21 protein-coding genes are annotated in these 21,553 nt (G+C 44.9%); 3 read left to right on the top strand and 18 right to left on the bottom strand.

What is annotated here, in order from left to right:
• Positions 1–105: 105 nt before the first annotated feature.
• The 14 genes from A3IK_RS21860 to A3IK_RS0104945 form a co-directional block, all read right to left on the bottom strand.
• The gene (locus A3IK_RS21860) at positions 106–279 is read right to left on the bottom strand and encodes a hexameric tyrosine-coordinated heme protein (protein ID WP_211209414.1); all 174 of its coding nucleotides are present in this window, start codon (positions 277–279) and stop codon (positions 106–108) included.
• Between the two features lie 129 nt (positions 280–408).
• Positions 409–1,245, bottom strand: coding sequence for a 2OG-Fe(II) oxygenase family protein (locus A3IK_RS0105005; RefSeq protein ID WP_020558883.1), 837 nt, complete (start codon positions 1,243–1,245; stop codon positions 409–411).
• Between the two features lie 12 nt (positions 1,246–1,257).
• The gene (locus A3IK_RS0105000; RefSeq protein ID WP_020558882.1) at positions 1,258–2,235 is read right to left on the bottom strand and encodes an ABC transporter permease; all 978 of its coding nucleotides are present in this window, start codon (positions 2,233–2,235) and stop codon (positions 1,258–1,260) included.
• Complete coding sequence (locus A3IK_RS0104995) at positions 2,232–3,335, bottom strand: ABC transporter permease (protein WP_020558881.1); 1,104 nt, start codon at positions 3,333–3,335, stop codon at positions 2,232–2,234. The genes A3IK_RS0105000 and A3IK_RS0104995 overlap by 4 nt, the downstream gene beginning before the upstream one ends.
• Positions 3,332–4,879 (bottom strand): ABC transporter ATP-binding protein, encoded by a 1,548-nt coding sequence (locus A3IK_RS0104990; RefSeq protein ID WP_020558880.1) that lies wholly within the window; start codon positions 4,877–4,879, stop codon positions 3,332–3,334. Before A3IK_RS0104990 ends, A3IK_RS0104995 begins: the two co-directional genes overlap by 4 nt.
• Entirely contained in the window at positions 4,869–5,858 is a 990-nt protein-coding gene (locus tag A3IK_RS0104985; protein ID WP_020558879.1) for a BMP family lipoprotein, read from the bottom strand. The genes A3IK_RS0104990 and A3IK_RS0104985 overlap by 11 nt, the downstream gene beginning before the upstream one ends.
• Positions 5,859–5,960: 102 nt before the next feature.
• Positions 5,961–7,040 carry a putative bifunctional lysylphosphatidylglycerol flippase/synthetase gene (locus A3IK_RS18555; RefSeq protein ID WP_020558878.1) on the bottom strand — a complete coding sequence of 360 codons (1,080 nt, stop codon included), beginning with the start codon at positions 7,038–7,040 and terminating at the stop codon, positions 5,961–5,963.
• Positions 7,041–7,069: 29 nt separating this feature from the next.
• A complete protein-coding gene (gene udk / locus A3IK_RS0104975; RefSeq protein ID WP_020558877.1) occupies positions 7,070–7,699 on the bottom strand; it encodes a uridine kinase in 630 nt (209 codons plus the stop codon).
• A 191-nt stretch (positions 7,700–7,890) separates the two neighbouring features.
• Entirely contained in the window at positions 7,891–8,061 is a 171-nt protein-coding gene (locus tag A3IK_RS0104970; RefSeq protein ID WP_162596614.1) for a hypothetical protein, read from the bottom strand.
• A gap of 10 nt (positions 8,062–8,071) precedes the next feature.
• Complete coding sequence (locus tag A3IK_RS0104965) at positions 8,072–8,593, bottom strand: AAA family ATPase (protein WP_026220814.1); 522 nt, start codon at positions 8,591–8,593, stop codon at positions 8,072–8,074.
• Between the two features lie 154 nt (positions 8,594–8,747).
• Entirely contained in the window at positions 8,748–9,566 is an 819-nt protein-coding gene (locus tag A3IK_RS0104960; RefSeq protein WP_020558876.1) for an SPOR domain-containing protein, read from the bottom strand.
• A gap of 75 nt (positions 9,567–9,641) precedes the next feature.
• Positions 9,642–10,592, bottom strand: coding sequence for a thiamine-phosphate kinase (gene thiL, locus A3IK_RS0104955; protein ID WP_020558875.1), 951 nt, complete (start codon positions 10,590–10,592; stop codon positions 9,642–9,644).
• A 165-nt stretch (positions 10,593–10,757) separates the two neighbouring features.
• On the bottom strand, positions 10,758–14,081 hold the full coding sequence (locus A3IK_RS0104950) for a cadherin domain-containing protein (RefSeq protein WP_245539456.1): 3,324 nt from the start codon (positions 14,079–14,081) through the stop codon (positions 10,758–10,760).
• 359 nt (positions 14,082–14,440) lie between these two features.
• The gene (locus tag A3IK_RS0104945) at positions 14,441–15,052 is read right to left on the bottom strand and encodes a cation efflux transmembrane domain-containing protein (RefSeq protein ID WP_020558873.1); all 612 of its coding nucleotides are present in this window, start codon (positions 15,050–15,052) and stop codon (positions 14,441–14,443) included.
• Positions 15,053–15,115: 63 nt separating this feature from the next.
• Between A3IK_RS0104945 and A3IK_RS0104940 the strand changes: the two genes are divergently transcribed.
• Positions 15,116–15,562 carry a MerR family transcriptional regulator gene (locus tag A3IK_RS0104940; protein ID WP_020558872.1) on the top strand — a complete coding sequence of 149 codons (447 nt, stop codon included), beginning with the start codon at positions 15,116–15,118 and terminating at the stop codon, positions 15,560–15,562.
• A 91-nt stretch (positions 15,563–15,653) separates the two neighbouring features.
• On the opposite strand, the gene A3IK_RS21490 is transcribed toward A3IK_RS0104940, so the two are convergent.
• Positions 15,654–16,715, bottom strand: coding sequence for a hypothetical protein (locus A3IK_RS21490; protein WP_020558871.1), 1,062 nt, complete (start codon positions 16,713–16,715; stop codon positions 15,654–15,656).
• Between the two features lie 154 nt (positions 16,716–16,869).
• Positions 16,870–17,442, bottom strand: coding sequence for a phosphoribosyltransferase (locus A3IK_RS0104930; protein ID WP_020558870.1), 573 nt, complete (start codon positions 17,440–17,442; stop codon positions 16,870–16,872).
• Between the two features lie 65 nt (positions 17,443–17,507).
• On the opposite strand from A3IK_RS0104930, the gene A3IK_RS0104925 reads away from it, so the two are divergent.
• On the top strand, positions 17,508–18,101 hold the full coding sequence (locus A3IK_RS0104925; protein ID WP_020558869.1) for a phosphoribosyltransferase: 594 nt from the start codon (positions 17,508–17,510) through the stop codon (positions 18,099–18,101).
• 15 nt (positions 18,102–18,116) lie between these two features.
• Here the strand turns inward: A3IK_RS0104925 and glcE are convergent, their stop codons facing one another.
• On the bottom strand, positions 18,117–19,181 hold the full coding sequence (gene glcE / locus A3IK_RS0104920) for a glycolate oxidase subunit GlcE (protein WP_020558868.1): 1,065 nt from the start codon (positions 19,179–19,181) through the stop codon (positions 18,117–18,119).
• 438 nt (positions 19,182–19,619) lie between these two features.
• Between glcE and crcB the strand changes: the two genes are divergently transcribed.
• The gene (gene crcB / locus A3IK_RS0104915) at positions 19,620–19,991 is read left to right on the top strand and encodes a fluoride efflux transporter CrcB (RefSeq protein WP_026220813.1); all 372 of its coding nucleotides are present in this window, start codon (positions 19,620–19,622) and stop codon (positions 19,989–19,991) included.
• A gap of 42 nt (positions 19,992–20,033) precedes the next feature.
• On the opposite strand, the gene A3IK_RS0104910 is transcribed toward crcB, so the two are convergent.
• Positions 20,034–21,521, bottom strand: coding sequence for a S1C family serine protease (locus tag A3IK_RS0104910; RefSeq protein ID WP_020558866.1), 1,488 nt, complete (start codon positions 21,519–21,521; stop codon positions 20,034–20,036).
• Positions 21,522–21,553: the final 32 nt, after the last annotated feature.

Here is a 21,553-nt window from a genome sequence, read left to right as displayed (position 1 = left end):
ATACGCCAAAATCAAATTAATACACAGCTACCTTAGCCTACCTAATGAAAACGGGGATTACCTCCGATCAGTCTATAGCCTTAGTGAGGGGTTTTATATCAGGAGTCAATGACGCCAATAATTATTAGCGGCAGCTACCGTCTGAAAGTTGAGGGCGATGACTTGCGAGGATGCGATGAGACTATCCGCATTTTCCCCATACACAGGTCTTAATTTATCCCTAACTGCACTAGAGGGCTGGGTATACTTCACCCCCATTCTAGATAGCGTTATTGCCAACTCAAAACCTTGTTAAGCATCTTCGGTAATTAAGCTAGTTAACCATTGTTCAGACATTTCCTTACCTCCTACTGGTGGTTTTATTGCTCATCCCCATTCCAAAAAAGGGACGGCCTACAGCACATTGCTTTAGAACCCCAACTCTTTTAAGCGTTCTTGTAAATAGCTTTGTGCGGTATGACGTTCTGATAATACCACCTCAGGACGTGGATGCAGAAATAAGGGTAAAGAAATACGTGATTTATTTTGTGTGGTCTGAGGAGGATTAATCACCCGATGTGTCGTCGAGGGGAAATAGCCACCAGAGGCTTCTTGTAGCATATCGCCAATATTAATGATCAATAACCCGAAATCACAAGGCACATCCAGCCACTGATTTGCTTTGGTTAATACTTGTAATCCGGGCTGATTTGCCGCAGGCAAAATGGTCAGAAAATTAATATCCTCATGCGCAGCGGCACGAATAGCATTAGGGACTTCATTACCTGTTAAAGGCGGATAATGTAATACCCGCAATAAAGTCTGATCACTGCCTTCAATCATCGCTGATAAGGGTTCTGTATAATGTGCGGCAACCTCAGATGGCGAATAGCGCTCTATCCAATTTAATAATTGCTCGGCGATATGATTCGTCTTCTGACGATATTGCACCGTGATATCCACTAATTCCGGCGGACATTGCCCCCACGGATAATAAAAATGGAAATACTCTTTAAGATCTTTAACCTGATGCCCTTTAGCAGTTTCAGATACCTCCGGCGGAAAATAACCGTCAAAGCGCTTGCTAAAACGATAGTCATATTTACTAGGGCTATTAAAAAACGCCTGCCATGCTGTATAAATATGGGTAATCTCGTCCGCCTGCAGGGGATGGTTTTTTAAAACCGCAAAACCAAACTCTCGTAATGACTCTACAAATTGCTGCGGAGCATCGGGAGCCGCATAATCAACCGCTACTAATTCCATCACTGACTCCTACTAGCGCTGCTCTTTAAGATAAGGTAGACCTAATGCTTTAGGCGGCATCGCTTTACCAATAAATCCAGCCAGTAAGACAACGGTCAAAATATAGGGTAATGATTCAATGAGCTGTACGGGTACTTGACCTATTAACGGTAAGCTCACGCCCTGCATACGAATAGCCAACGCATCTAAAAAGCCAAATAATAAAGCCGCCGCTAAAATAGGCCACGGACGCCACTTGGCAAAAATCAAGGCAGCCAAGGCCATAAAACCTTGTCCGGCGGTCATATCGCGGATGAATTGCGCATTTTGCGCGGTAGATAAATAGGCTCCTGCAATACCACATAAGGCTCCTGCAATTAGAACCGCCCGATAGCGTAATAAAGCTACAGATACACCCGCCGTATCCACCGCTTTTGGGTTTTCCCCCACCGCGCGAATACGTAAACCAAAGCGGGTTTTATAGAGTACCCATGCACAAAACGGCACTAATAACAAAGCGATATAAACCAGAATATTATGTCCAGAAAGGACATTCGCGTAGAAATCGCCTAGTACCGGAACACTTTTAAGCGCATCCGCTCCGGGTAGGGTTATGTCATTAAAGCGTTGTGCGCCTACTAAGGGTGGGGTAGATCCGCCTTGATGAAACCATGCTAAGCCTAAGATGGTAGTTAGCCCAGAGGCTAGAATATTAATCGCAACCCCACTAACCACTTGATTACCTTGATAAGTAATACAAGCCAAGCCATGTAATAAAGCAAATCCCATAGAAGCCAGCATCGCCGCTCCTAGCCCCAGCCACGCCGACCCTGTCCAATAGGCCACTGCTCCGGCTGCAAAGGCACCCACTAGCATTTTACCCTCTAAGCCAATATCGACTATCCCCGAACGTTCCGAGAATAAGCCGGCTAAGGCCGCTAAAATCAAGGGGGTAGCAACGCGTAAGGTCGCATCCAGTGCCAAGGTAATAAAGGTCAAAATGTCATTCATGCCCCAGCCCTCACCCAACGCCACAAGAGCCGCCGTACTAGTGGTTGATACATAAACTCCATTGCCCCGCTGAATAAAATAATCAAACCTTGAATCACAATGACCATATCACGCGTGACATTAGGCATTTCAAAAGCTAATTCCGCCCCACCTTGATATAAGGCACCAAATAAAAGTGCTGCTAAGATAATACCAATGGGGTGATTGCGCCCCATCAAGGCCACCGCAATACCGGCAAAACCATAACCGGCATTAAATCCCAAGACTAAACGATGCTGCACCCCTAATAGCTCATTAACACTCACTAGACCGGCTAATGCGCCACCTAATAACATCGCTAGCACCCAAATCTTACGGGGATTAATACCAGCATAAATGGCAGCATCTGGGTTCGCACCGACGGTACGAATCTCATAGCCCCAACGGGTTTTCCATAATAAAAACCACACCCCATAACAACACAAAAGCGCTAATAGCAGTGAAATATTCAAGGGGGAAGAATCAAAATCCACCCCAAAAAATCCCATAAACTCATGCCATTGCCACAGCTTAATATCATCAGGAAAAGAACGGCTCGCGGGGGTCATCTCACCGGGGACAGCAAATACATTCACCAGCAGATAAACCATTAAGGAGGCTGCAATGAAATTAAACATAATGGTGGTAATGACAATATGGCTATCCCGATACGCCTGTAAATAGCCCGGAATCGCTGCCCACGCTGCCCCAAATAAGGCACCGGCTATAATACTCAGCGGAATCACTATAAGAGCGGGTAAATAAGGACTCAGCCCCAAGGCGACTAACGTCACCCCTAAACCACCAATATACGCTTGTCCCTCACCCCCGATATTGAATAGCCCCGCATGAAAGGCAATAGCCACGGCGAGTCCGGTAAATATAAAATTAGTGGTGTAGTAAAGGGTATAGCCCCAGCCTTCTTGTGAACCAAAAGCACCTTGAATCATATAGTGAGCCGCTTCAATAGGATTCACATTGGTAATCAGTAAAATTAACGCGGTAAAGAAAAAAGCGGTTAGTAAATTAAGGCTCGGTAAAATAAATAAGGATAACCAACGTTCAGCGGTACTCGCTTTCATCCGTGTTGCTCCCCCGTTGCATTCGCCATGAGCATCCCCAATAAGGTCTCATTAACCTCTTCACGCGCCACCTCGCCGGTGATCATACCGTCGCACATGACAATAATACGATCCGACAAACTGATAATCTCGTCTAGCTCAACTGATACTAATAAAATCGCTTTGCCTCTAGCACGTAGTTCCATTAGCTGCTGATGGATAAACTCAATCGCACCAATATCGACGCCACGCGTAGGCTGTCCGACTAACAGCACCTCAGGCTCGGCATTGATTTCACGGGAAATAACGATTTTTTGTTGATTGCCGCCCGAAAAAGAAGCCGATTTAAGATAAGGGCTACGCGGGCGAATATCGAACTTCTCTGCTTGCTCAGCGTAAGTATTGAGCATCGCGGTATAATTCTGGCTCAGCCCTTTATTGTATTTAGGCTCACTCTGATAGCCTAAAATCTGGGATTCATATGCCTGAAAGGGTAATACTAACCCCATGCGGTGCCTATCCTCAGGGACATGGGCGACGCCCCAGCGGCGTACCTCAGCGGCATCAATAGGGGTTTTAGGGGTAATCATATGCTGACTATAGTGAATTTCCCCCGCCGTGGGGCTAATAATGCCGGCTAATACTTGAAGTAGCTCGCTTTGCCCATTACCTGAGACTCCGGCTACACCGACAATTTCGCCTGCATTGAGGTGAAAATTGACCTTTTTAACCCGCTCAACTCCACTAGCATCACGGACTACCAGATCTTTTACCCGTAAACGTTCTGTCCCTAAAGCTACCTCACTATACTCTACCGTATGGCGTACTTTACGTCCTACCATTAGCTCGGCTAGCTCAGCAATAGTGGTTTCAGCCGTTTTGCGATGCGCCACCATACGCCCTTGGCGCATGACAGATACCTGATCGGTAATCGCCATAATCTCACGTAATTTATGCGTGATCAGCAATACCGTGACCCCTTGAGCCGTGAGCTGGCGTAAAATAACAAATAGCTCATCCGCCTCTTGCGGGGTCAAGACTCCAGTAGGCTCATCAAGTATGAGAATACGTGCATTGCGATAAAGCGCTTTCAGAATTTCAATGCGCTGTTGTACCCCTACAGATAACTCCGCAACGGGTATATCGAGTGGCACTGCCAAACCATGACGCGCAATAATCTGCTCTAATTGTTGGCGAGCCGTAGCCGTAGTGGTTTTTAATAAGGCTCCCCCCTCTGCGCCTAGAATAATATTTTCTAAAGCAGTGAAGGTTTCCACCAGCATAAAATGCTGGTGAACCATACCAATACCAAGGCTAATGGCTTGTTGTGGATTACGGAGCTGTATTGCTTGCCCATTGACACGAATTTGACCCTTATCGGGTTGGTATAGCCCGTAAATGATGCTCATGAGCGTCGACTTACCGGCTCCATTTTCACCAATAATGCCGTGTACAGAACCACTCACAACCGATAAATTAATATCTTGATTAGCCTTGACGGCACCGAACTGCTTGGAGACTTCCAGCAGTTCCAATGCTAAAGAAGCGTTAGGATCAATACTCACAGCTATTCGTTTTCATATAGTCATGAATTTTAATTTTATCAGCGATAATATCGGCTTCAATCGCTGCCATTTTTTCCTTGAAAGGCTCTACAATCTTTTCATTGTGCTCATCGACTGCCCAGCCCACACCCTTCTCTGCCAGACCTAAGCTGACAATACCTGAGGTCCAAGTACCATCCATTTTGGCCTTAAAGGTGTCATAAGCTGCATTATCAACCCGCTTAATCATGGAACTTAGCATCGTGCCTGGGTGTAAATGGTTTTGGTTAGAATCCACACCAATGGCATATTTGCCATTATCTTTAGCGGCTTGATAAACACCAATACCTGTGCCACCTGCTGCGGCAAACACCACATCCGCACCGCGATCAAATTGTGACTTGGCTAACTCGCCACCTTTGGTAGGGTTATTCCAAGCGGCACCCGTGGAACCCGTCATATTTTGGAAGACTTCAATATCTTTATTCACATATTTTGCCCCTTGCTCATAACCACAGGCAAATTTACGAATTAAAGCAATATCTTGTCCGCCTACGAAACCAATTTTCCCCGTTTTAGAGGCTAAAGCAGCTAAGGCACCGACTAAAAAGGAACCTTGTTCTTCACGGAAGGTGACGGAACGCACATTGGGCTGATCCACCACGCTATCAATAATGGTAAAGCTGGTATCTGGGAATTCCTTAGCGACAACACCTAAGGCATTGGCTTGGCTAAAACCGACGGAGACAATGGGATCAGATCCCCGTTTAGCCATTTTACGAATAGCTTGTTCGATTTGAGAGTCATTGGAAGGCTCAAACTCACGCACTTCGACTTTAGTGTCTTCAGTAAAACGTTTAGCGCCATTTGACACGCCTTCATTAAAGGATTTGTCAAACTTAGTGCCTAAATCATATACAATAGCGGGACTAATCTCCGCGCTATAAGCCCAGGTGGGTAATAATAATGAGATAGCTAGACCTAACAAGCGGCGTTTCATAGTTGCTCCTTATTGGGGATGGTTAGCAAGAACGTGCTTGGGGTTCAACTATAATCGTTTTTAAACAATAAAGGTATTCCTTTCAAAGCGCTTTTTATCACCTTAATGCTGATGGGCTACAGCAAAGGATATTAAAATCACCAAACCTACCACTACAACTATGATAGCTAAGAGCATATCTGGCAAATAAGGCTTGAGACGTTGATGCAAGGATTGATAACTGTTTTTAATCCAGTCCCGCTGTTGAATCCCCTCATTAACCAATAGCAATAACAGCGCAATCCCGAAAGGTAGTAAATAATAAAAAATACGAAATATTAATAAAGTAGCCGCTAGCTCAGCCTTAGGGAGTTGAGTTAGGGTATTGAGCATCACTACTTCAAAGACCCCTAGCCCCCCCGGCACATGGCTTAAAATACCAATCACCATCGACATCACAAAAGCAGTTAGGGTTTCGATATAGCTCACACCAGACGGTAATAAAATATATAGGGCTAAGGCTACGGTGATAATATCCAGCACAGATGCGCCGGTTTGCATCAAGAGCATACGCGAGGACGGCATATCCACATACCATTGTCGCCATTGTAAGCGTCGACCTACTGGCCCCGCCCAAAGTGCTAACCCAATAATCCCCGCAACTAATAAACCACCCAAAGTTTGCACTAAACCGACGGCTAAGTGCCAACCCAACATTTGATCAAACATATGGCTCATCATTTCCGGGCGCAACAGCAAGACCACCCCAGCCATAAAACTAATCCCGAAGGTGAAAGTTACCGAGACCAGCACCATCACAGCGGCAATTTGCAGCGGTGTTAAACCAACCGCCGAATACAGCCGATAACGCACCGATCCTGCTGATACAATGGCAAGCCCCACACTATGCCCTACAGCATAAGCGGTTAATGAGGTAAAGACTACTTTTGAATTAGGTACACTCAGCTTTAAATAACGCAAGGCTAAGGAGTCATAAAGAGCCAAAATCCAATAGCCCACCCCTACGATCGCTAAGCCGCCTAATAAATGGCTTACAGGAATCGCCTTCACCGCTTCTTTAACCGCGCGAACATCTAAATCATGCAGCATGTGATACAAACTGCTAATCGCTAAAACAAACACTCCGAGAGTGAGTAAGGCGACTAGCCAATGCCAATTGAATTTAATATTTTTAAGATTCATTCTTATCCATGCTCTTTTAAGGGTGGGACTTAGAAATAAACGGACGTTGTTGCATGTAAGCAACTGTGTATGGCAGCCAAAACGGTATCGACCTCTAGCTCTCCATCACCGGCTACAATCACATCAGCCTGTAATCGATACGGCTCGACATAACACTCGTGCATCGGGCGCACGGTTGCAAAGTATTGCTCTAAAATGTCATCCACTGTCCGTCCACGTTCGCGGGTATCGCGCTGAATGCGGCGTGCTAAACGAATATCCGAAGGAGTATCCACATAAATCGATAAATCTAAATGCTTCATCACCGTGGGCAACGCAAATAATAAAATACCATCCAAAATAATAATGGGCGTGGGTAATAGTACCTGAGTATGCTCACTACGATCATGAATAGTGAAATCATAATGGGGTAAATCCACCGCTCTTCCCTGACGTAGGGACTGTAAATGCTCACTTAAGAGCGGAGTATCAATCGTATCAGGGTGATCATAATTACCGCGTAAAGTACTAGGGATATTACTTTTACAATGATAATAAGAGTCTAAACTAATCAAGGTAGTAGGTTTTAATGAATGGCTCACCACTGCTTGCGCTAATGTACTCTTGCCACTGCCGCTACCACCACAAATACCAATAAAACGAGGAGGTTGATGTATCACGCCTATAAACGTCCCAGCAAATCCGACGCTGCACTATAACAAAGCTTCTCACTCACGGCACCTCTACCTTGCCTAGACTCAACAATTCTTAGCAGACTATTCAGAAAATAGACAAAATTAAACAGATAATTCCGCCGTTTTGACAGCAAGGATGTATTTACAACAGCTACGAAAGCAATACCTGCTTACTTTTACTCAACTATTGATGGGCTAAGATGTTCATAGGGTAAGGCTATCGGATTACGCTCAAGTAGTAGAATATCGGGGTATTTACGATTGAGTTCGCGCTCACTTTGCGCAAAATAGATTTGAGTTTGATACAACAGCGTCAGTAATAGCGCCTTAACATGCTTTTCATCCATAGCCATTGCATCAAGGTTGGAGAGTAATTGTAAGACTCGCATCATTTCTCAGAAGTAGAAACTTTTGCTCTCCTAGTAATTCAACAAATTGTTGCATTTTATCGGCTGGAGAACCTTTGTCCTTTAAAGCTATTTGATAACTATCCGGGTAGGCATAGCGACGCAAAAAAGTTTGCAAGTGCATTTCAAGCTTACTGCTAAAACGCTGAAAAATAGCCTCATGCCCACCATCAGTATCAATACCGCTAAAATCCATGAACAATACTTGATAGCTATTACACGCAGGGGTAGGACTTTGCCCAATGGCTAACTGCCCGAATAAGGTTGAGAATTCATTTTTATAGGCGATATCGTAGTAATACTCCAACATCGATAGAAATAGGCTCTTACCAAAGCGACGCGGGCGCAGTAAAAATAAGTGGCTACCTGTTGCTTCAAGCTGTGGGATGTAGTGGGTTTTATCAATATAGACAAAGCCACCCGTAATGACTTTTTGAAAATTGCTTTCGCCGTAGGGGACTTTAAGATTCATGGGGCTAGCTCGGTGATTTTAGCTTAGTTTAGAAGCCCATTACACCTGAGACAACTCTAAAATACTTTGTGGGGGCTTGATGGAGTTATATACAAAAAAGCCCAACCTTCACCAGATTGGGCTTTGCTCACAAAGCTACATCATCAACGTTGAATTAGCGAGTGGTAATGAATGCGCCAGACTCGCCAGATAGACTACGAATTCGAGCTAAATTAGCACTGGCTTGATCGCGGCTAGCAAAAGGGACGCGTACTTTATAGAGGCCGCCCACATTATCCACTACCGCACTGAGGCCTACTGCTTGCATTTGACTACGCATACTCTGCGCTTTGCTGCTATTACCCGTTGCTAGTACCTGTACTGCATGCGAACCACTGGCACTACCAGAAGAACTAGAGCCACCACCTCCTGAACCACTATCTGAATAGCTGTCAGGATAACCTTCGGAACCTGAGTAATCATATTGTGGTTTAGCTTGTGCTTTAGGGCGACCATAATTGTCATACATATCATAGGAACCACTATTGCTGCTGGTATTGCTAGCGGTATTCGTACTGCTGGTATCATAATTAGTAATGCTACCATAGTTAGTCGTGCTATTAGTGCCATAATTCGCTACCGGAGTAGTATCCTCATAGCTAGTGCTGCCCCCATCATCATAGCCTTGTGTTGCCGCTTGATATTGGGATTGAGACTGTGCCGGCGGCGTATAGGCCGGTGCGGGCACATAAGTATTAGCCGTATAATTAGGTTGATACTGAGTCTGAGTATTATAGTTAGGTTGCTGCGGCTGTACTGTTGTGATCGTTGTCGTGGCTACTGTAGAGGTATTACTGCCTTGAACCAATGGCCCAGATTCTGGAATAGAGGCAACGGCATTAGTATCCATTTCCTCTATAGGTGCGGTAGAACAAGCACTTAGGGTTAGCGCCATCAGCGTTACTAATACGCCTACCTTTAATTGACTAGTCATATATTTTAAGCCCTTATTTTATTTAGTTATCACTTTATAAGACTATATTATTAGGGCAGAGTTCTTTGCACAAGCTCAGTATTTGAAATGATCGTATCCACTTGTCTGAAAGTTCTCAGCACCATGTACCCGCACAGCGGGCTTGGCTTCACTTATTAAACCAATCAGGGTGACTGGTAGATGAATAGCACTAAAATACTGATCTAAAAGGTATATTTTTTCAGATGGTAGGGTAAACAACAACTCATAATCATCCCCTCCCGCTAAAGCAAAGGCTTGACGTTGCGCTAAAGGCAATGGCTTTAATGCCTCTGAATAGGGCAAGCATGTTGCGTCTAATTCAATCGTCACTTGAGATTGCCGCGCTAAATGCCAAGCCTCGCTCACTAAGCCATCGGATATATCAATACAGGCATGAGCATGTTGAATCAGAAAATCAACCGCTGCTGTGCGAGCCGTAGGATAATTGAGACGCTCCATACAATAATGAGCTGCTGCCTCCGGCAAACTCAAACGCTCCTGCAAGAGCGCCAAACCCGCCGCTGCATCCCCTAAAAACCCCGTGACACATACCACATCCCCCACCTGAGCCTTAGAACGTAGCAACCGTGTACCTTGAGGGGCTAGACCCAAGATTTGTATGCTAATACTAAGCGCACCCCGTGTGGTATCCCCTCCAATCAAACTGAGCTGATGTGCATCAGCTATGGTTTTTAAACCTGTACTAAATCCTTGTAACCAAGCCTCATCCACCTCTGGCAAAGAAAGTGATAAGGTAAACCAACGCGCGGTAGCTCCCATAGCAGCCATATCACTAATATTGACCGCTAATGATTTATAGCCTACTGCATCAGCAGGCGTTGCCACCGGAAAATGGACACCGCTATTGGAAGTATCCACCGCTACGGCTAGCTCAAACCCTGCTGGTACTTGTACTAAAGCACTATCATCCCCATTACCGACTACAAGCGCAGAGTCATTACTTTCCCAGTGAAAATAACGCTTTATAATATCAAATTCAGACATGGTTACTACTGACCTCTAGAGACTGGAGTAAAAGTAAGGTGGTATTTCTGGAGTAGTCTTGGCGACAGGGGTGTATTATTCGGCATTACGACGCTCTAGCAAAGTCCCCCATAGCTACTATGGGGGACTGAAGTATTTCTGACTAGTTTAAACGATGTTTTACTGTTAAGGCACCGTACCCAATATCACATAGTTGCCAGATAATGTCGTATTAGTGGGGTGTAGAATAATATTGCCCGTAGCAATATTTAACTCATTACCAGGGCCTGCAAAAATAGTCACTCCATCCATATTAATATCGGAATTGGAATAGGCTTGGTACACATAATTTGCATTAAATAAGGTATTACCCTCGGCTAGTAAAACATTGGATAACACCGGACTCACATCATTATTGGGGCCATTAACGATAATATTTTTATCTAAATTAGCATTACCCGCCCACATTACTGCTTTGCTACCAGCCATTAATTGCGCTTGTGCGCCATAGGTCGGTGTCGAGCTTAAACGGAAATCTACCACGCTATTTAGAGTCAAACTCATCGCAATAGGCGCTTTAGTCATCACCGCTAAATGATTACGATGGCGCAATACCACATAGTAAGACCCATCATTGACTGCTGATATGAGCCATTGTGCACTATCATTGCTTGGATTCAGCACGAGTCCTTCACGCGTCAATAGTCCCGCCTTTTGTGCCACAATAGTACTAGGATTAGTCGCATCACGTAACTCGATTATCACCCAGTCTACAATAGCAGAAGCACCTGTGACGGCTAGACGAGTACTACTAACCACTTCATTTCCTGTGTAATTGAAAGCAGTATAACGACTATAAGGCTGTGTAGTAGGGATAAGATTCAGTACACGCAGACTATCATTCATTAGTGTGCTCACAGAATCATAAGGGCCTTGTAATAACCCCATGACGGAGAGGCTCACACCTTCTGGTGTATTGGTGACCGTAATCGTAAGCACTTGGGTATCCACCCCGCCCTTACCATCGCTCACCGATACCGTCACTAGATAGCTATTATTACCATCACTATCGGTTGGCGCTTCAAAATCAGGCGGAGTGATAAAGGTTAAAACACCCGTACTCGCTTGAATACTAAAGCGTGCTGCATCCACTCCCCCACTAATGCTATAAGTGAGCACATCATTATCGGCATCGGTTGCTGTTACTGTTGTAACCGTTTGTGTTCCCTCTGCTAAGGTAATACTTGCTGTATTTCCTCCGCCATTACTGGTAATCACAGGCGCTCTATTAGCCGGTGCAATAGGGCAGACATTAGCGATCGGCGTTACGAAATTACTAATTTGTGCCGCAGAAAGAGTGAAGGTAGAGGAGGTTTCATAGCGTCTAGGGCTAGTCTTAGATCCATCAGGATCAGAAGGATTACTTTCTATAATACCACTCCAAGAACCACCGACAGAGGCAATGGCTGCAGCCGCGCCATCACGCTCATCTGCTGTGCTTCCATTAGGTAGCGTAAGCGATACCATTGAAAACTTAACACCTTGGGCTTTTAATAGATTGTAGATAGTAAAATTTGACCCATCATTCGGCTCGTAGCCATACCCCACGCCATCAATCATAGAAGAACCAGCAACAGACCCGTCTCGATAGGCATCGGTGAAAATGACGATTTGTAAGGGGCGACTTAAATCACGGCTCAGCTCCTTGAGGGGGCTTAGAATAAAACTTGAGGTGGTGCTGGCATTGCCGTCAAGCGCATAGCTCAACTGATTCACAGCGCCCGCTAGGTTGTCCTCAGTATAATTATAAATGCTGGGAAATTGGCGTACAGGTGAGGAGAGTGCCGCCGTTGAGAAGTCTCGCTCTAGAGAGAGATACTGTCCATAATTGGCTAAGAGTACACTACCACCAGCAACGGGGCCTGCAAAATGAGCGACAGCAATACGGGTGGCTGGATTAGCAGTACGCAGCGCATTACCAATACTCACCACCGTTGCGGCATATTCAGTATATTCTGCAGCAAGGACAGAGCCTGAGTTATCCAAGAGAAAAATGACATCAGTACCCCCGGTAGCCGTACAGCTCGGAGTTCCCCCAATAACAGGCAGCTCAGGCAGATTAGTCACTGTTACAGCAATGGCCTGCATATCTGTGCCACCTTTGCCATCGGATACAGTCACTTGAACATCATAAACATTATTAGCCCCAGCATCGGTGGGAGCCTCATAATCGGGAGCTGAGACAAATTGTAAGACACCCGTACTACTATTAATGGTGAACTTAGCCGCATCAGCTCCACCTGTAATGCTATAGGTTAAGGTGTCCCCATCCGCATCGGTGGCTGTTACCGTTGTTACTGCGGTTTGGTTTTCTGGCACACTAATAGCGGCGGTATCACCCCCCCCATTACTCGTAATCACAGGCGCTCTATTGCCTATTAATACGGTGACAGCATAATCCTCCACCTCACCATTACTCGCATTACTGACACTATTAAGATCTGTAGTGGTTGACCATCTAAAGCGAGCATAGGTCTGAGTAGTAACGGCATTAGTAGGTACATTGACATTAAAACTGATCACACCCGTTGCAGCGTTAGTATCGCCCGTAGCATTATCTTGTATATTGACAGCGACTTGCTCACTAGCCTCCCACACTCCATTGCCATTCCAATCGATCCAACCTTGCAAAAAGCCACCAGCGCCTGCGACGGTTGCCGTAATCGTAGCGGTTTGTCCCTGCTTCAATACGGGGAAAACAATACCATCGTCATCGCTACCATCACCAGTAGCTCCGATACTAGCAAGGCTTGCCGTATCATCATCGATAGCAGCACCTAATAAGATACCGGGCACGATTTGATGAAGTGTTTCACCATAGCTATTCGTACCTGTCCCATTAGCACTTACACCTGTAATGGGCGCATCTGATTTATCAATTTGAACCGTCGTATTAGTACAAGCATTAGTACCCGTAAACCACATACCATTAGATGCCGCACTACCACAGAACCAGTTAGCAGAACTCAGCTCAGTATCATACATTTCAAACCGGATAGAACTCACCGACACGGTAGTAGGCAAAGAAATGTCTACACTTCCATTCGTCATTGTCGTCGCAGCAAAATTATTGCCCGAACGCGACAACCCCGTCATATTACTCACATTAGCGGCTTGTAATGTATAGGTGCCTCCACTTGATAAATTAATGACTAATTTAACAGACTCACCATAGCCATATATGCCATTAATTAATCCTGTTTTAACCAAAGCGGATAGTTTAAAGTTCAAACCATGTACCGGTTGATTAAAGTCCATTAAGTATTGATATCCAGTTCCGCCGGGGGAAACCTGATCAGCAGTACCAAAACCGAGTATGGTGGCATTCACTTTCCCGAAGTTATATGCCGAACAGGCTTTCACATTTTGTCCGGCATTCACTTTAGTCACGGTTGAAGTTATGGGAGTACCTGTCCAAGGAGCAGGATTGGCGGTCGTCGATAAATCCATACTACCGCAGGTCTCTACCACCATAGTCGCCTGAGCGATATTTCCGAAACTGAACAATAATATAGCTATGATCAGTTTTAGTAATGTGGGAGGGTAGGTAGATGATATATTTTTTAGCTTGAGTAGCTCAAATATTTTAGACATAAATCAACCTGTTATTTATTTTTTATATTCAACTATCGTTTGATACATATATTATTTTATGCCTTATATAGTCAAATAAAAACCATAAAAACACAAGGTGTTCTATAAATTTAATTAATTAATGATTAGGTTATCGGCGTTTTTTACATAAAAACAACTCGCTATTTTTGCCCCACTATTGCTACGGTTCAGATAATAACAAGCTACTACCCCCATCATCCTTGAGCTAGCTCACTACGCGCTTGTTTAATAATTTGATAGGAGGCGCTCAAAGCTAGACTAGCCATGACGACCGCGACCATAAAATCAGGCAAACCAGATTGTGTACCTAATACCCCTAAGGCTGCCAACATAACCGCAATATTACCAATGGCATCATTGCGGCTGCATAGCCACACGCTACGCATATTGCTATCACCTTCGCGCCATGCATACAGCATAACTGCCACGGTCACATTGGCAATGAGTGCTAGCACACCGACTACTCCCATGGTGGTAGCCTCTGGCACACTATTATTCATCAATCCCCATAGTGCATCGCCTAATACCCACACGCCAAACAGCGCCATGGTCGAGGCTTTAATCAACGATGCGCGGGCGCGTACTAGAGTCGCCATACCTAATACCCATAGGCTAATGCCGTAATTCGCCGCATCGCCCAAGAAGTCGAGTGAGTCAGCTAGTAAAGCGGACGAATTGGCCTTAAGACCGTAAATAATTTCTACCCCAAACATGAGGGCATTAATAATCAACGCGACCCACAGCACCTTACGATAGCGCTCATCGGGTACTGCCTCGGTACTACAATCATGATGATCACAAGCCATGTTCTTGCTCCTAAATTACTATTAGGTTTATGCTAAAGTCTGTAGTCACTACAGAGTCAAGCTATGACAAGTGAATTAACTATAGGCGCACTGAGTACCGCCTCAGGGGTGGCGATTGAAACTATTCGCTATTATGAAAAAAGCGGCCTACTGGCTAAAGCCAAGCGTAGTCTGAATGGTTATAGGCGCTATGGTGCCCTCGATATTCAACGCCTGCGCTTTATCCGTCGGGGGCGAGATTTAGGCTTTAGTATTGAAGAATTGAAAACCCTATTACAGCTTGCCGATCACCCTACTCAGCCCTGCGCCCAAGCGGATGCCTTGGTACAAAACCATCTCACCGAAGTCAAAGCGAAAATCCGCGATCTGCAAGCTATTCAGCAAGTACTTGAACAATTAGCCGAATGTGACAGCCATAATGCAGAGCATTGCCGTCTATTAGAAGTATTAGATCATCGTAGCTGTTGTTCGCCTGTTGATTTTGCTTGGGTCACTGTATCAGAGGCCTAAACCCAACTATCATGCGTCTAAACAGATCAGCATAGGGATAGTCTTAGCTATCCCCAGCCTATAGCCAATGCGTTTAGCTCATAGCTCAGTACTAATGAAAGCCATACGTTGACCATGGTTTGACTTCAGCATCGACATTACCGAGCAGCAATACACTGAGTCCTGTCGCCGTCGCTTGTAGAATAATGGTTTTATAATTTTTAACCCCGACATTGACCGTCCCAGAGCTAGGCGCTGAGGTCTTATCGTTAAGAGTACCCAATGTGCCTGCAAACTCAATGGGGCTAAATACATCCAGTGTCAGGCTAGCACTGTTCATGGTATAGGTACTTTTGAACTCATGCTGCATTTTAAAGGTTAAATTACTCACATCAGTGGTGTAGCGAAACTTGATTGATTCATAGGTATGCTGAATAGTGCTGCCTCCTACTGTGGCGGTATAGCTCAGATTATTACTATTGAGCGCCTCATAACTTTTGCGCTCCTCCAAGCTATTCACCAAGCTGGTATCCAGTAAACCATTGATCACATCATAATCACTGCTATTAGTAGAGCGGGATTTGAAATCTTTAAACGTAGTGCTCTGCCCCAACGTCCACGCCTGCACATAAGCGGCTTGGGCTGAGCTATTAAATGCAGGCAAGGAGCTGCTCGCAAAACTCACCTCCACACTAATACCACCCGACATATAGACCGTATCGCCATTCGTACAATTATTAAAAGTAATAGTGTACAGATCTCCCTCTGATACCTTTTTATTCAGGTCATTGTCCTGATAATCCAAGGTATAAGTTCCCTCCGAGCATAATGGGACTGTGAACTTACTACCATTAAAGCTAGGGGTCGCTTTAGTAATAAAGCTCAGCAGGTCATTCTGCATATGTATATTAGTCATATACACCCCCACCACTGCATCAACTTGAGCACGCGACAAACTACTAGGGGTAGGTGTCGGAGTGGGCGTAGGAGTTGGTGTTGGGGTGGGTGTCGGCGTAGGAGTCGGTGTTGGGGTGGGCGTAGGTGTGGGGGTTGGAGTGGGCGTAGGTGTAGGCGTCAGCGGGCTAGGAGCAGAAGAGTTGACCGTACCACCTCCACCACAAGCAGCTAATACAAAAACTAGGGGTGCTACTACAATAAAATTAGTCTTAGACATAGACTTGCTCTATTTTTTATAAATTTAATTTATTAACAGTCTAGCAAGGTTAAGCCAATAACTCAATTCTAGATGATTACTGGTGATCTATAGAGTGATTTTAACCCTAATCCATAGACTAGCCCCCTTTGCTCCTACAGTAGATAAGACTTGCTTATTGCTCAACTGATAAATGGGGCTGCAAAATCTCATAGATCGCAGGACGTTGGGTGCGAATCTCCTCCACCGTTAAACCCTCTAGGGAATGCGGGTACTTTAACCAAGCCTCGGTTTCATACAAATAGTAATCTGGTTCGCGCTCGGTTTGATTGCGACTCGGTTTGTAATAAGGCACTGCAACCCGAATATCTTCTGGTGCATTTAAACGAGTACGACGCTGTAACTCATTAATAATCGCTTCGATTGAGCGCCCAGTATCAAATACATCATCTACAATCAATAAGTTATCATGGGATTGAATGTTTTTAACTAAATAATTGAGACCGAATACTTGTACCTGCTTAGTTTGCTTATCAATCCCACTATAAGAGGAGGTACGAATGGCAATATGATCGGTATGTACCCCGTAAAAATCTAAAAATTCCTGCACCGCAATTCCCATCGGCACTCCGCCGCGCCAAACCGCCAACATAAAGGTGGGGCGAAAACCACTATTGAGTACCTGTACGGCTAGCTCAAAGGAGTCTTCGAGTAATTGTTGTGCGCTTAAATATTGCTTGCTAATCATCACTACACTCCGAGCCATAAAGTGCGTTATATTCTCTAGCCTGTCCGTGCAACGCAAGCCCTACTATGAAAAAACATTTTCTAGATGAAGAAACTCTACTCCTTGATGCGTTTCGTTTAGGCGTTAAGATTTACGAAAGTGGATTTCGTCCCACCTTTATCGTCGCACTGTGGCGCGGCGGCAGTACGGTGGGGATTTATGTACAGGAATGTTTACAGACTTTAGGGGTTAAAACGGATCATATTGCCCTGCGCACTTCGTATCGTGGTTTGCCGCATTATCAAAATATGGTCAGCTCACCGACCACTGAAATTCGCGTACATGGCACGCAGTACTTGATGGAAAATCTCAATGTGACTGACAAACTCTTGATTGTCGATGATGTGTTTAGTACCGGATTAAGTGTACAAGCGGTGTTAACTCGACTGCGCACCCATTTAAAACGCAATATGCCTCATGATGTACGCATTGCGACACCTTGGTATCGCCCTACTTTTAATAAAACAGAACTCCAACCCGATTATTATCTGCACACCACTGAAGACTGGCTGGTCTTTCCGTATGAAATGAGCGGCCTGAGTTTAGAAGAAATTGAACAGCATAAGCCTTTCTTGATTCCGCTAATGCATGAAGTACGGATTCACGAAACGGATGACTAAGCATTGCTAGGCTGACTACCAATCTGCATATAAGCGTCCGGGATTAAAAATATACTGCGGATCTAGTGCTGCTTTGACGCGCCGTTGTGCTTGTACTGCTGCATCGGCCTGTGGTTGAAAGGCACCCACACCCGGCAAACGCCCTCGATATAGGGTTGCCTGTCCGCCTTGTTTACTCGCAATATTCCGCATTAGATTTACGGGCATATTACTATATACCCAACGCTGCGCTCCTGCCCAATCCAGCAAAGCGTTACCCTCTAAACGACTCGCTACCTGCGTAGTAGGTTCCACCGACAAGCGCCAAAGGGGGCGATCATATTGTTGGAAAAACTCGTGGGTTTGATTGCGTAATGATTGCCAAAACTCATCAGCATCCGGCACCTCCTCACCCCCGATGCCAGAATGAGTCTCCTTCACTTGACGCTCTGTAGCACTAAAGCGGATATAGAGGCAATCATCAAAATAACAACAGCCACTCAAAGGTGGAGCCGAGCGGCGTAGAGCCAGTACATAATCTAGAGCCTCATTCAGCGGCATTTCTAAGGCAGTAGTGAGCGAGTATTCGGGTTTTGTGACTACCTTAAGGGTCACATCCAGCATCACCCCTAAGGTTCCAAGCGCTCCCACCATTAGGCGCGGCACATCGTAGCCCGCTGCGTTTTTCGCTGTTTGCCCCCCAAAACTCGCAACCTCCCCAAACCCGGTAATCATAGTCGTGCCTAACATATGGTCGCGCACGCCGCCCCACCACGGACGAGCAGGCCCTGCAAGACCGGCTGCAATCACCCCGCCAATGGTAGATACCGGAGAAAAGCGCGGCGGCTCAAAGGCTAACATCTGCCCTTGTTCGGCTAACATGCTCTCTATTTGCTCTAAAGGCGTACCACTACGCGCTTTAATAAATAGCTCCGTTGGCTCATACGCCATCACACCGACATGTCGTGCCGTAGACAGCACCTGTTTAGCGCTACATTCGTTACCATAAAAATGCTTACTACCACTACCCATAATCAGCAATGGGCGACGTGCCTCAAGCGCATCACGTACTTGTTGTTGTAATGATTCACTGATATCCATGTCTTGCCCCAGATTAAAAACGCGGAGATTCCTAGGGGGGAGTCACTCCCCAGGTTTAATAAACCTTCAGGATCAAAAGCCCGCTTTAAAGCACGAAATACCTGTCAATAAAGCATCCGCATTCATTAAATTGCCGACCTAGAGTTAGGTCTTGTCCTACTCTAGATCATGTTTTCAGTTATGAGCTACTCACATGACCCTATAGAGCGCTAAGATAGGCACTCAAAATAGCTGGGTATGGCGTAGGCTCCTCTGCCCTATTAGCAGCATATGAAATAAAAGATATCTAAATAGTCATCCGTCCGCTGTGAATAGTTACCACTTTAATGCTTAACCTATTATGGATAATCAAACCTCATTTGAGGCAATGCCCTGATAAGTGTATCCTATTTGCGGCATAAATTGCGTATCTTCCCCTGAGATAGAGGCTAAAAATTGTTGACGCTAGTATTCATTGCTCTAGGCGGAGCCTGTGGCGCTTTGCTACGTTATGGCACCGCTAACCTCCTAGTAGCCGCACTAGGACGAGAATTTCCCTATAGCACTTTAGTTATTAATATTCTCGGTTCATTTCTAATCGGTATCTGTGCGGTGTGGTTTTTGCAGCGTGAGTGGCTGAGCCTTCCCTATGCACGTGGGGTGATTGTTGGGGTATTAGGGGCTTACACCACTTTCTCTACCTTTTCCTTGGATACGTTGATTTTATTGGAGGCAGGAGAGTGGCTCAAAGCTGGGATTTATGTTTTGAGTAGTGTTCTATTATGCCTACTCGCAACAGGGTTAGGTCTTATGTCGGCACGAGCTTTCTAAAACTAGGGTCGATTACTATCGCCCTAGTTTTTCGTTCCTTTATTATTGTTTCTCAGCGGTGTTTTTTAGCTCTTTATCTAAAAGCTTTAAATCCTCTGAGCGATCCGCTTTCATATGATATTTCTTTAATAACTTATTATGCTCTGCTAAAGCTAATGAACGCTCAATGACAACCTCATAACCACTAGAGCTGGTTAAAGTAATAAAAGGGTCTTGAATAGCATTCATCATTTTATAAAACTCACTAAAGTTATTAAAATATTGACCATTCACTTTATCGACTATCATACTTGCATCATGAAAACCCACATTACTACTAGAGGCGAGTACTCTAGAAATACGTACATACTCTGTTTGCTTGGGTTGATCTAATTTATCAAACTCTGAGCGTGTTAAACAACGATCAGCAATTTTGCGCGGTGTAAAGACAAAACCACCATAGACCCAATAACGTGGTTGCTCATCGTAATTATAATCGGTGTGATCAGCGCTCATTAGTGGCATCGTAATATCCAGTTTTTTATCATCTCGTAATACTTCAAGCTTTAGCGTTTCCCCTACCTGTAGCATGTCGATCTGATGAAAGAAATTAATAAAGCGATCAGGTAAATACATAATACTACCATTACTCTCAATCGCATATTTATCGACACGAGTAATAATATCACCGGCCTTAATAAACTTTTCGGCATCCGTATCCGCGCACACACTGGTCACTAAAATACCGGGATCACCGGCTTTTAAATTATATTTTTTCCGCATGGAGGGATTGAGTAATTCTTCCGTGATCAAAGCCAAACGTGGAAAACCATCATACTTACCATCTGCCAGATCAGTTAAAAAATGATTCAAAATACTCGTTGGAATAATATAACCAATATTCTCCTCACCATTACCCGCAACCTGCATCACGACACCGACTACCTTACCATCCGATAATACCGGCCCCCCGCTATTGCCGGCATTGATTGCCGCATCAATTTGAATAGCTTTAAACATTAAATCACTATGGGCATAGGTTTGATATTCAATGCGTGACACAATACCCTTAGTAACACTAAGGCTATCTCCCCCAGTTGGAAAACCATAGACCGTCACTTCTTGGTGAATATCGGGTAGTCCACCAATGGGAAGCGGCTTTTTATCCGTAAAAAAAGCTTTATCTTGTACTTTTAAAATAGCTAAATCAGCCTCATGGGTTACAAACTCAACCTCGGCCTCATAACGCTCAGGTGCACCATCACGTTGTACTTCAATAAAAGTACCATTCGCCACCACATGAGCATTGGTAATAATGCGATTACCCTCAATCAAAAACCCACTGCCAATACGTGACTCTGAGCCAGAATTCCACGGGGTAAACGAATTAAATACTTCGGCGGTGGTATAAATCTTTACCACAGAATTAGCTAATTGCCGCAGCTCTTCGCTGGTGTTTATCTTAGGGGCTGCCCACACCGGGGACATTGAAATTAAAACCCACCCTAACACCCAAACACCCAAAGTACGGGTGCTAATTAATTTTTTCATATCAATCCTTTCTTAATGAGGCGCTTAGGGCG

It is taken from the genome of Thiofilum flexile DSM 14609 (assembly GCF_000380185.1).
Lineage (GTDB): Bacteria > Pseudomonadota > Gammaproteobacteria > Thiotrichales > Thiotrichaceae > Thiofilum > Thiofilum flexile.
Note: the sequence above shows the minus strand (reverse complement) of the source record. Positions and strands in the feature narration are given on the sequence as shown.

Coding starts and splice junctions, on each gene's coding strand:
- A3IK_RS0105005 (WP_020558883.1), bottom strand. CDS start 1,245: ATGGAATTAGTAGCGGTTGATTATGCGGCTCCCGATGCTCCGCAGCAA.
- A3IK_RS0105000 (WP_020558882.1), bottom strand. CDS start 2,235: ATGAATGACATTTTGACCTTTATTACCTTGGCACTGGATGCGACCTTA.
- A3IK_RS0104995 (WP_020558881.1), bottom strand. CDS start 3,335: ATGAAAGCGAGTACCGCTGAACGTTGGTTATCCTTATTTATTTTACCG.
- A3IK_RS0104985 (WP_020558879.1), bottom strand. CDS start 5,858: ATGAAACGCCGCTTGTTAGGTCTAGCTATCTCATTATTATTACCCACC.
- A3IK_RS18555 (WP_020558878.1), bottom strand. CDS start 7,040: ATGAATCTTAAAAATATTAAATTCAATTGGCATTGGCTAGTCGCCTTA.
- A3IK_RS0104970 (WP_162596614.1), bottom strand. CDS start 8,061: ATGGATGAAAAGCATGTTAAGGCGCTATTACTGACGCTGTTGTATCAA.
- A3IK_RS0104965 (WP_026220814.1), bottom strand. CDS start 8,593: ATGAATCTTAAAGTCCCCTACGGCGAAAGCAATTTTCAAAAAGTCATT.
- A3IK_RS0104960 (WP_020558876.1), bottom strand. CDS start 9,566: ATGACTAGTCAATTAAAGGTAGGCGTATTAGTAACGCTGATGGCGCTA.
- thiL (WP_020558875.1), bottom strand. CDS start 10,592: ATGTCTGAATTTGATATTATAAAGCGTTATTTTCACTGGGAAAGTAAT.
- A3IK_RS0104950 (WP_245539456.1), bottom strand. CDS start 14,081: ATGGATTTATCGACGACCGCCAATCCTGCTCCTTGGACAGGTACTCCC.
- A3IK_RS0104945 (WP_020558873.1), bottom strand. CDS start 15,052: ATGGCTTGTGATCATCATGATTGTAGTACCGAGGCAGTACCCGATGAG.
- A3IK_RS0104940 (WP_020558872.1), top strand. CDS start 15,116: ATGACAAGTGAATTAACTATAGGCGCACTGAGTACCGCCTCAGGGGTG.
- A3IK_RS21490 (WP_020558871.1), bottom strand. CDS start 16,715: ATGTCTAAGACTAATTTTATTGTAGTAGCACCCCTAGTTTTTGTATTA.
- A3IK_RS0104930 (WP_020558870.1), bottom strand. CDS start 17,442: ATGATTAGCAAGCAATATTTAAGCGCACAACAATTACTCGAAGACTCC.
- A3IK_RS0104925 (WP_020558869.1), top strand. CDS start 17,508: ATGAAAAAACATTTTCTAGATGAAGAAACTCTACTCCTTGATGCGTTT.
- glcE (WP_020558868.1), bottom strand. CDS start 19,181: ATGGATATCAGTGAATCATTACAACAACAAGTACGTGATGCGCTTGAG.
- A3IK_RS0104910 (WP_020558866.1), bottom strand. CDS start 21,521: ATGAAAAAATTAATTAGCACCCGTACTTTGGGTGTTTGGGTGTTAGGG.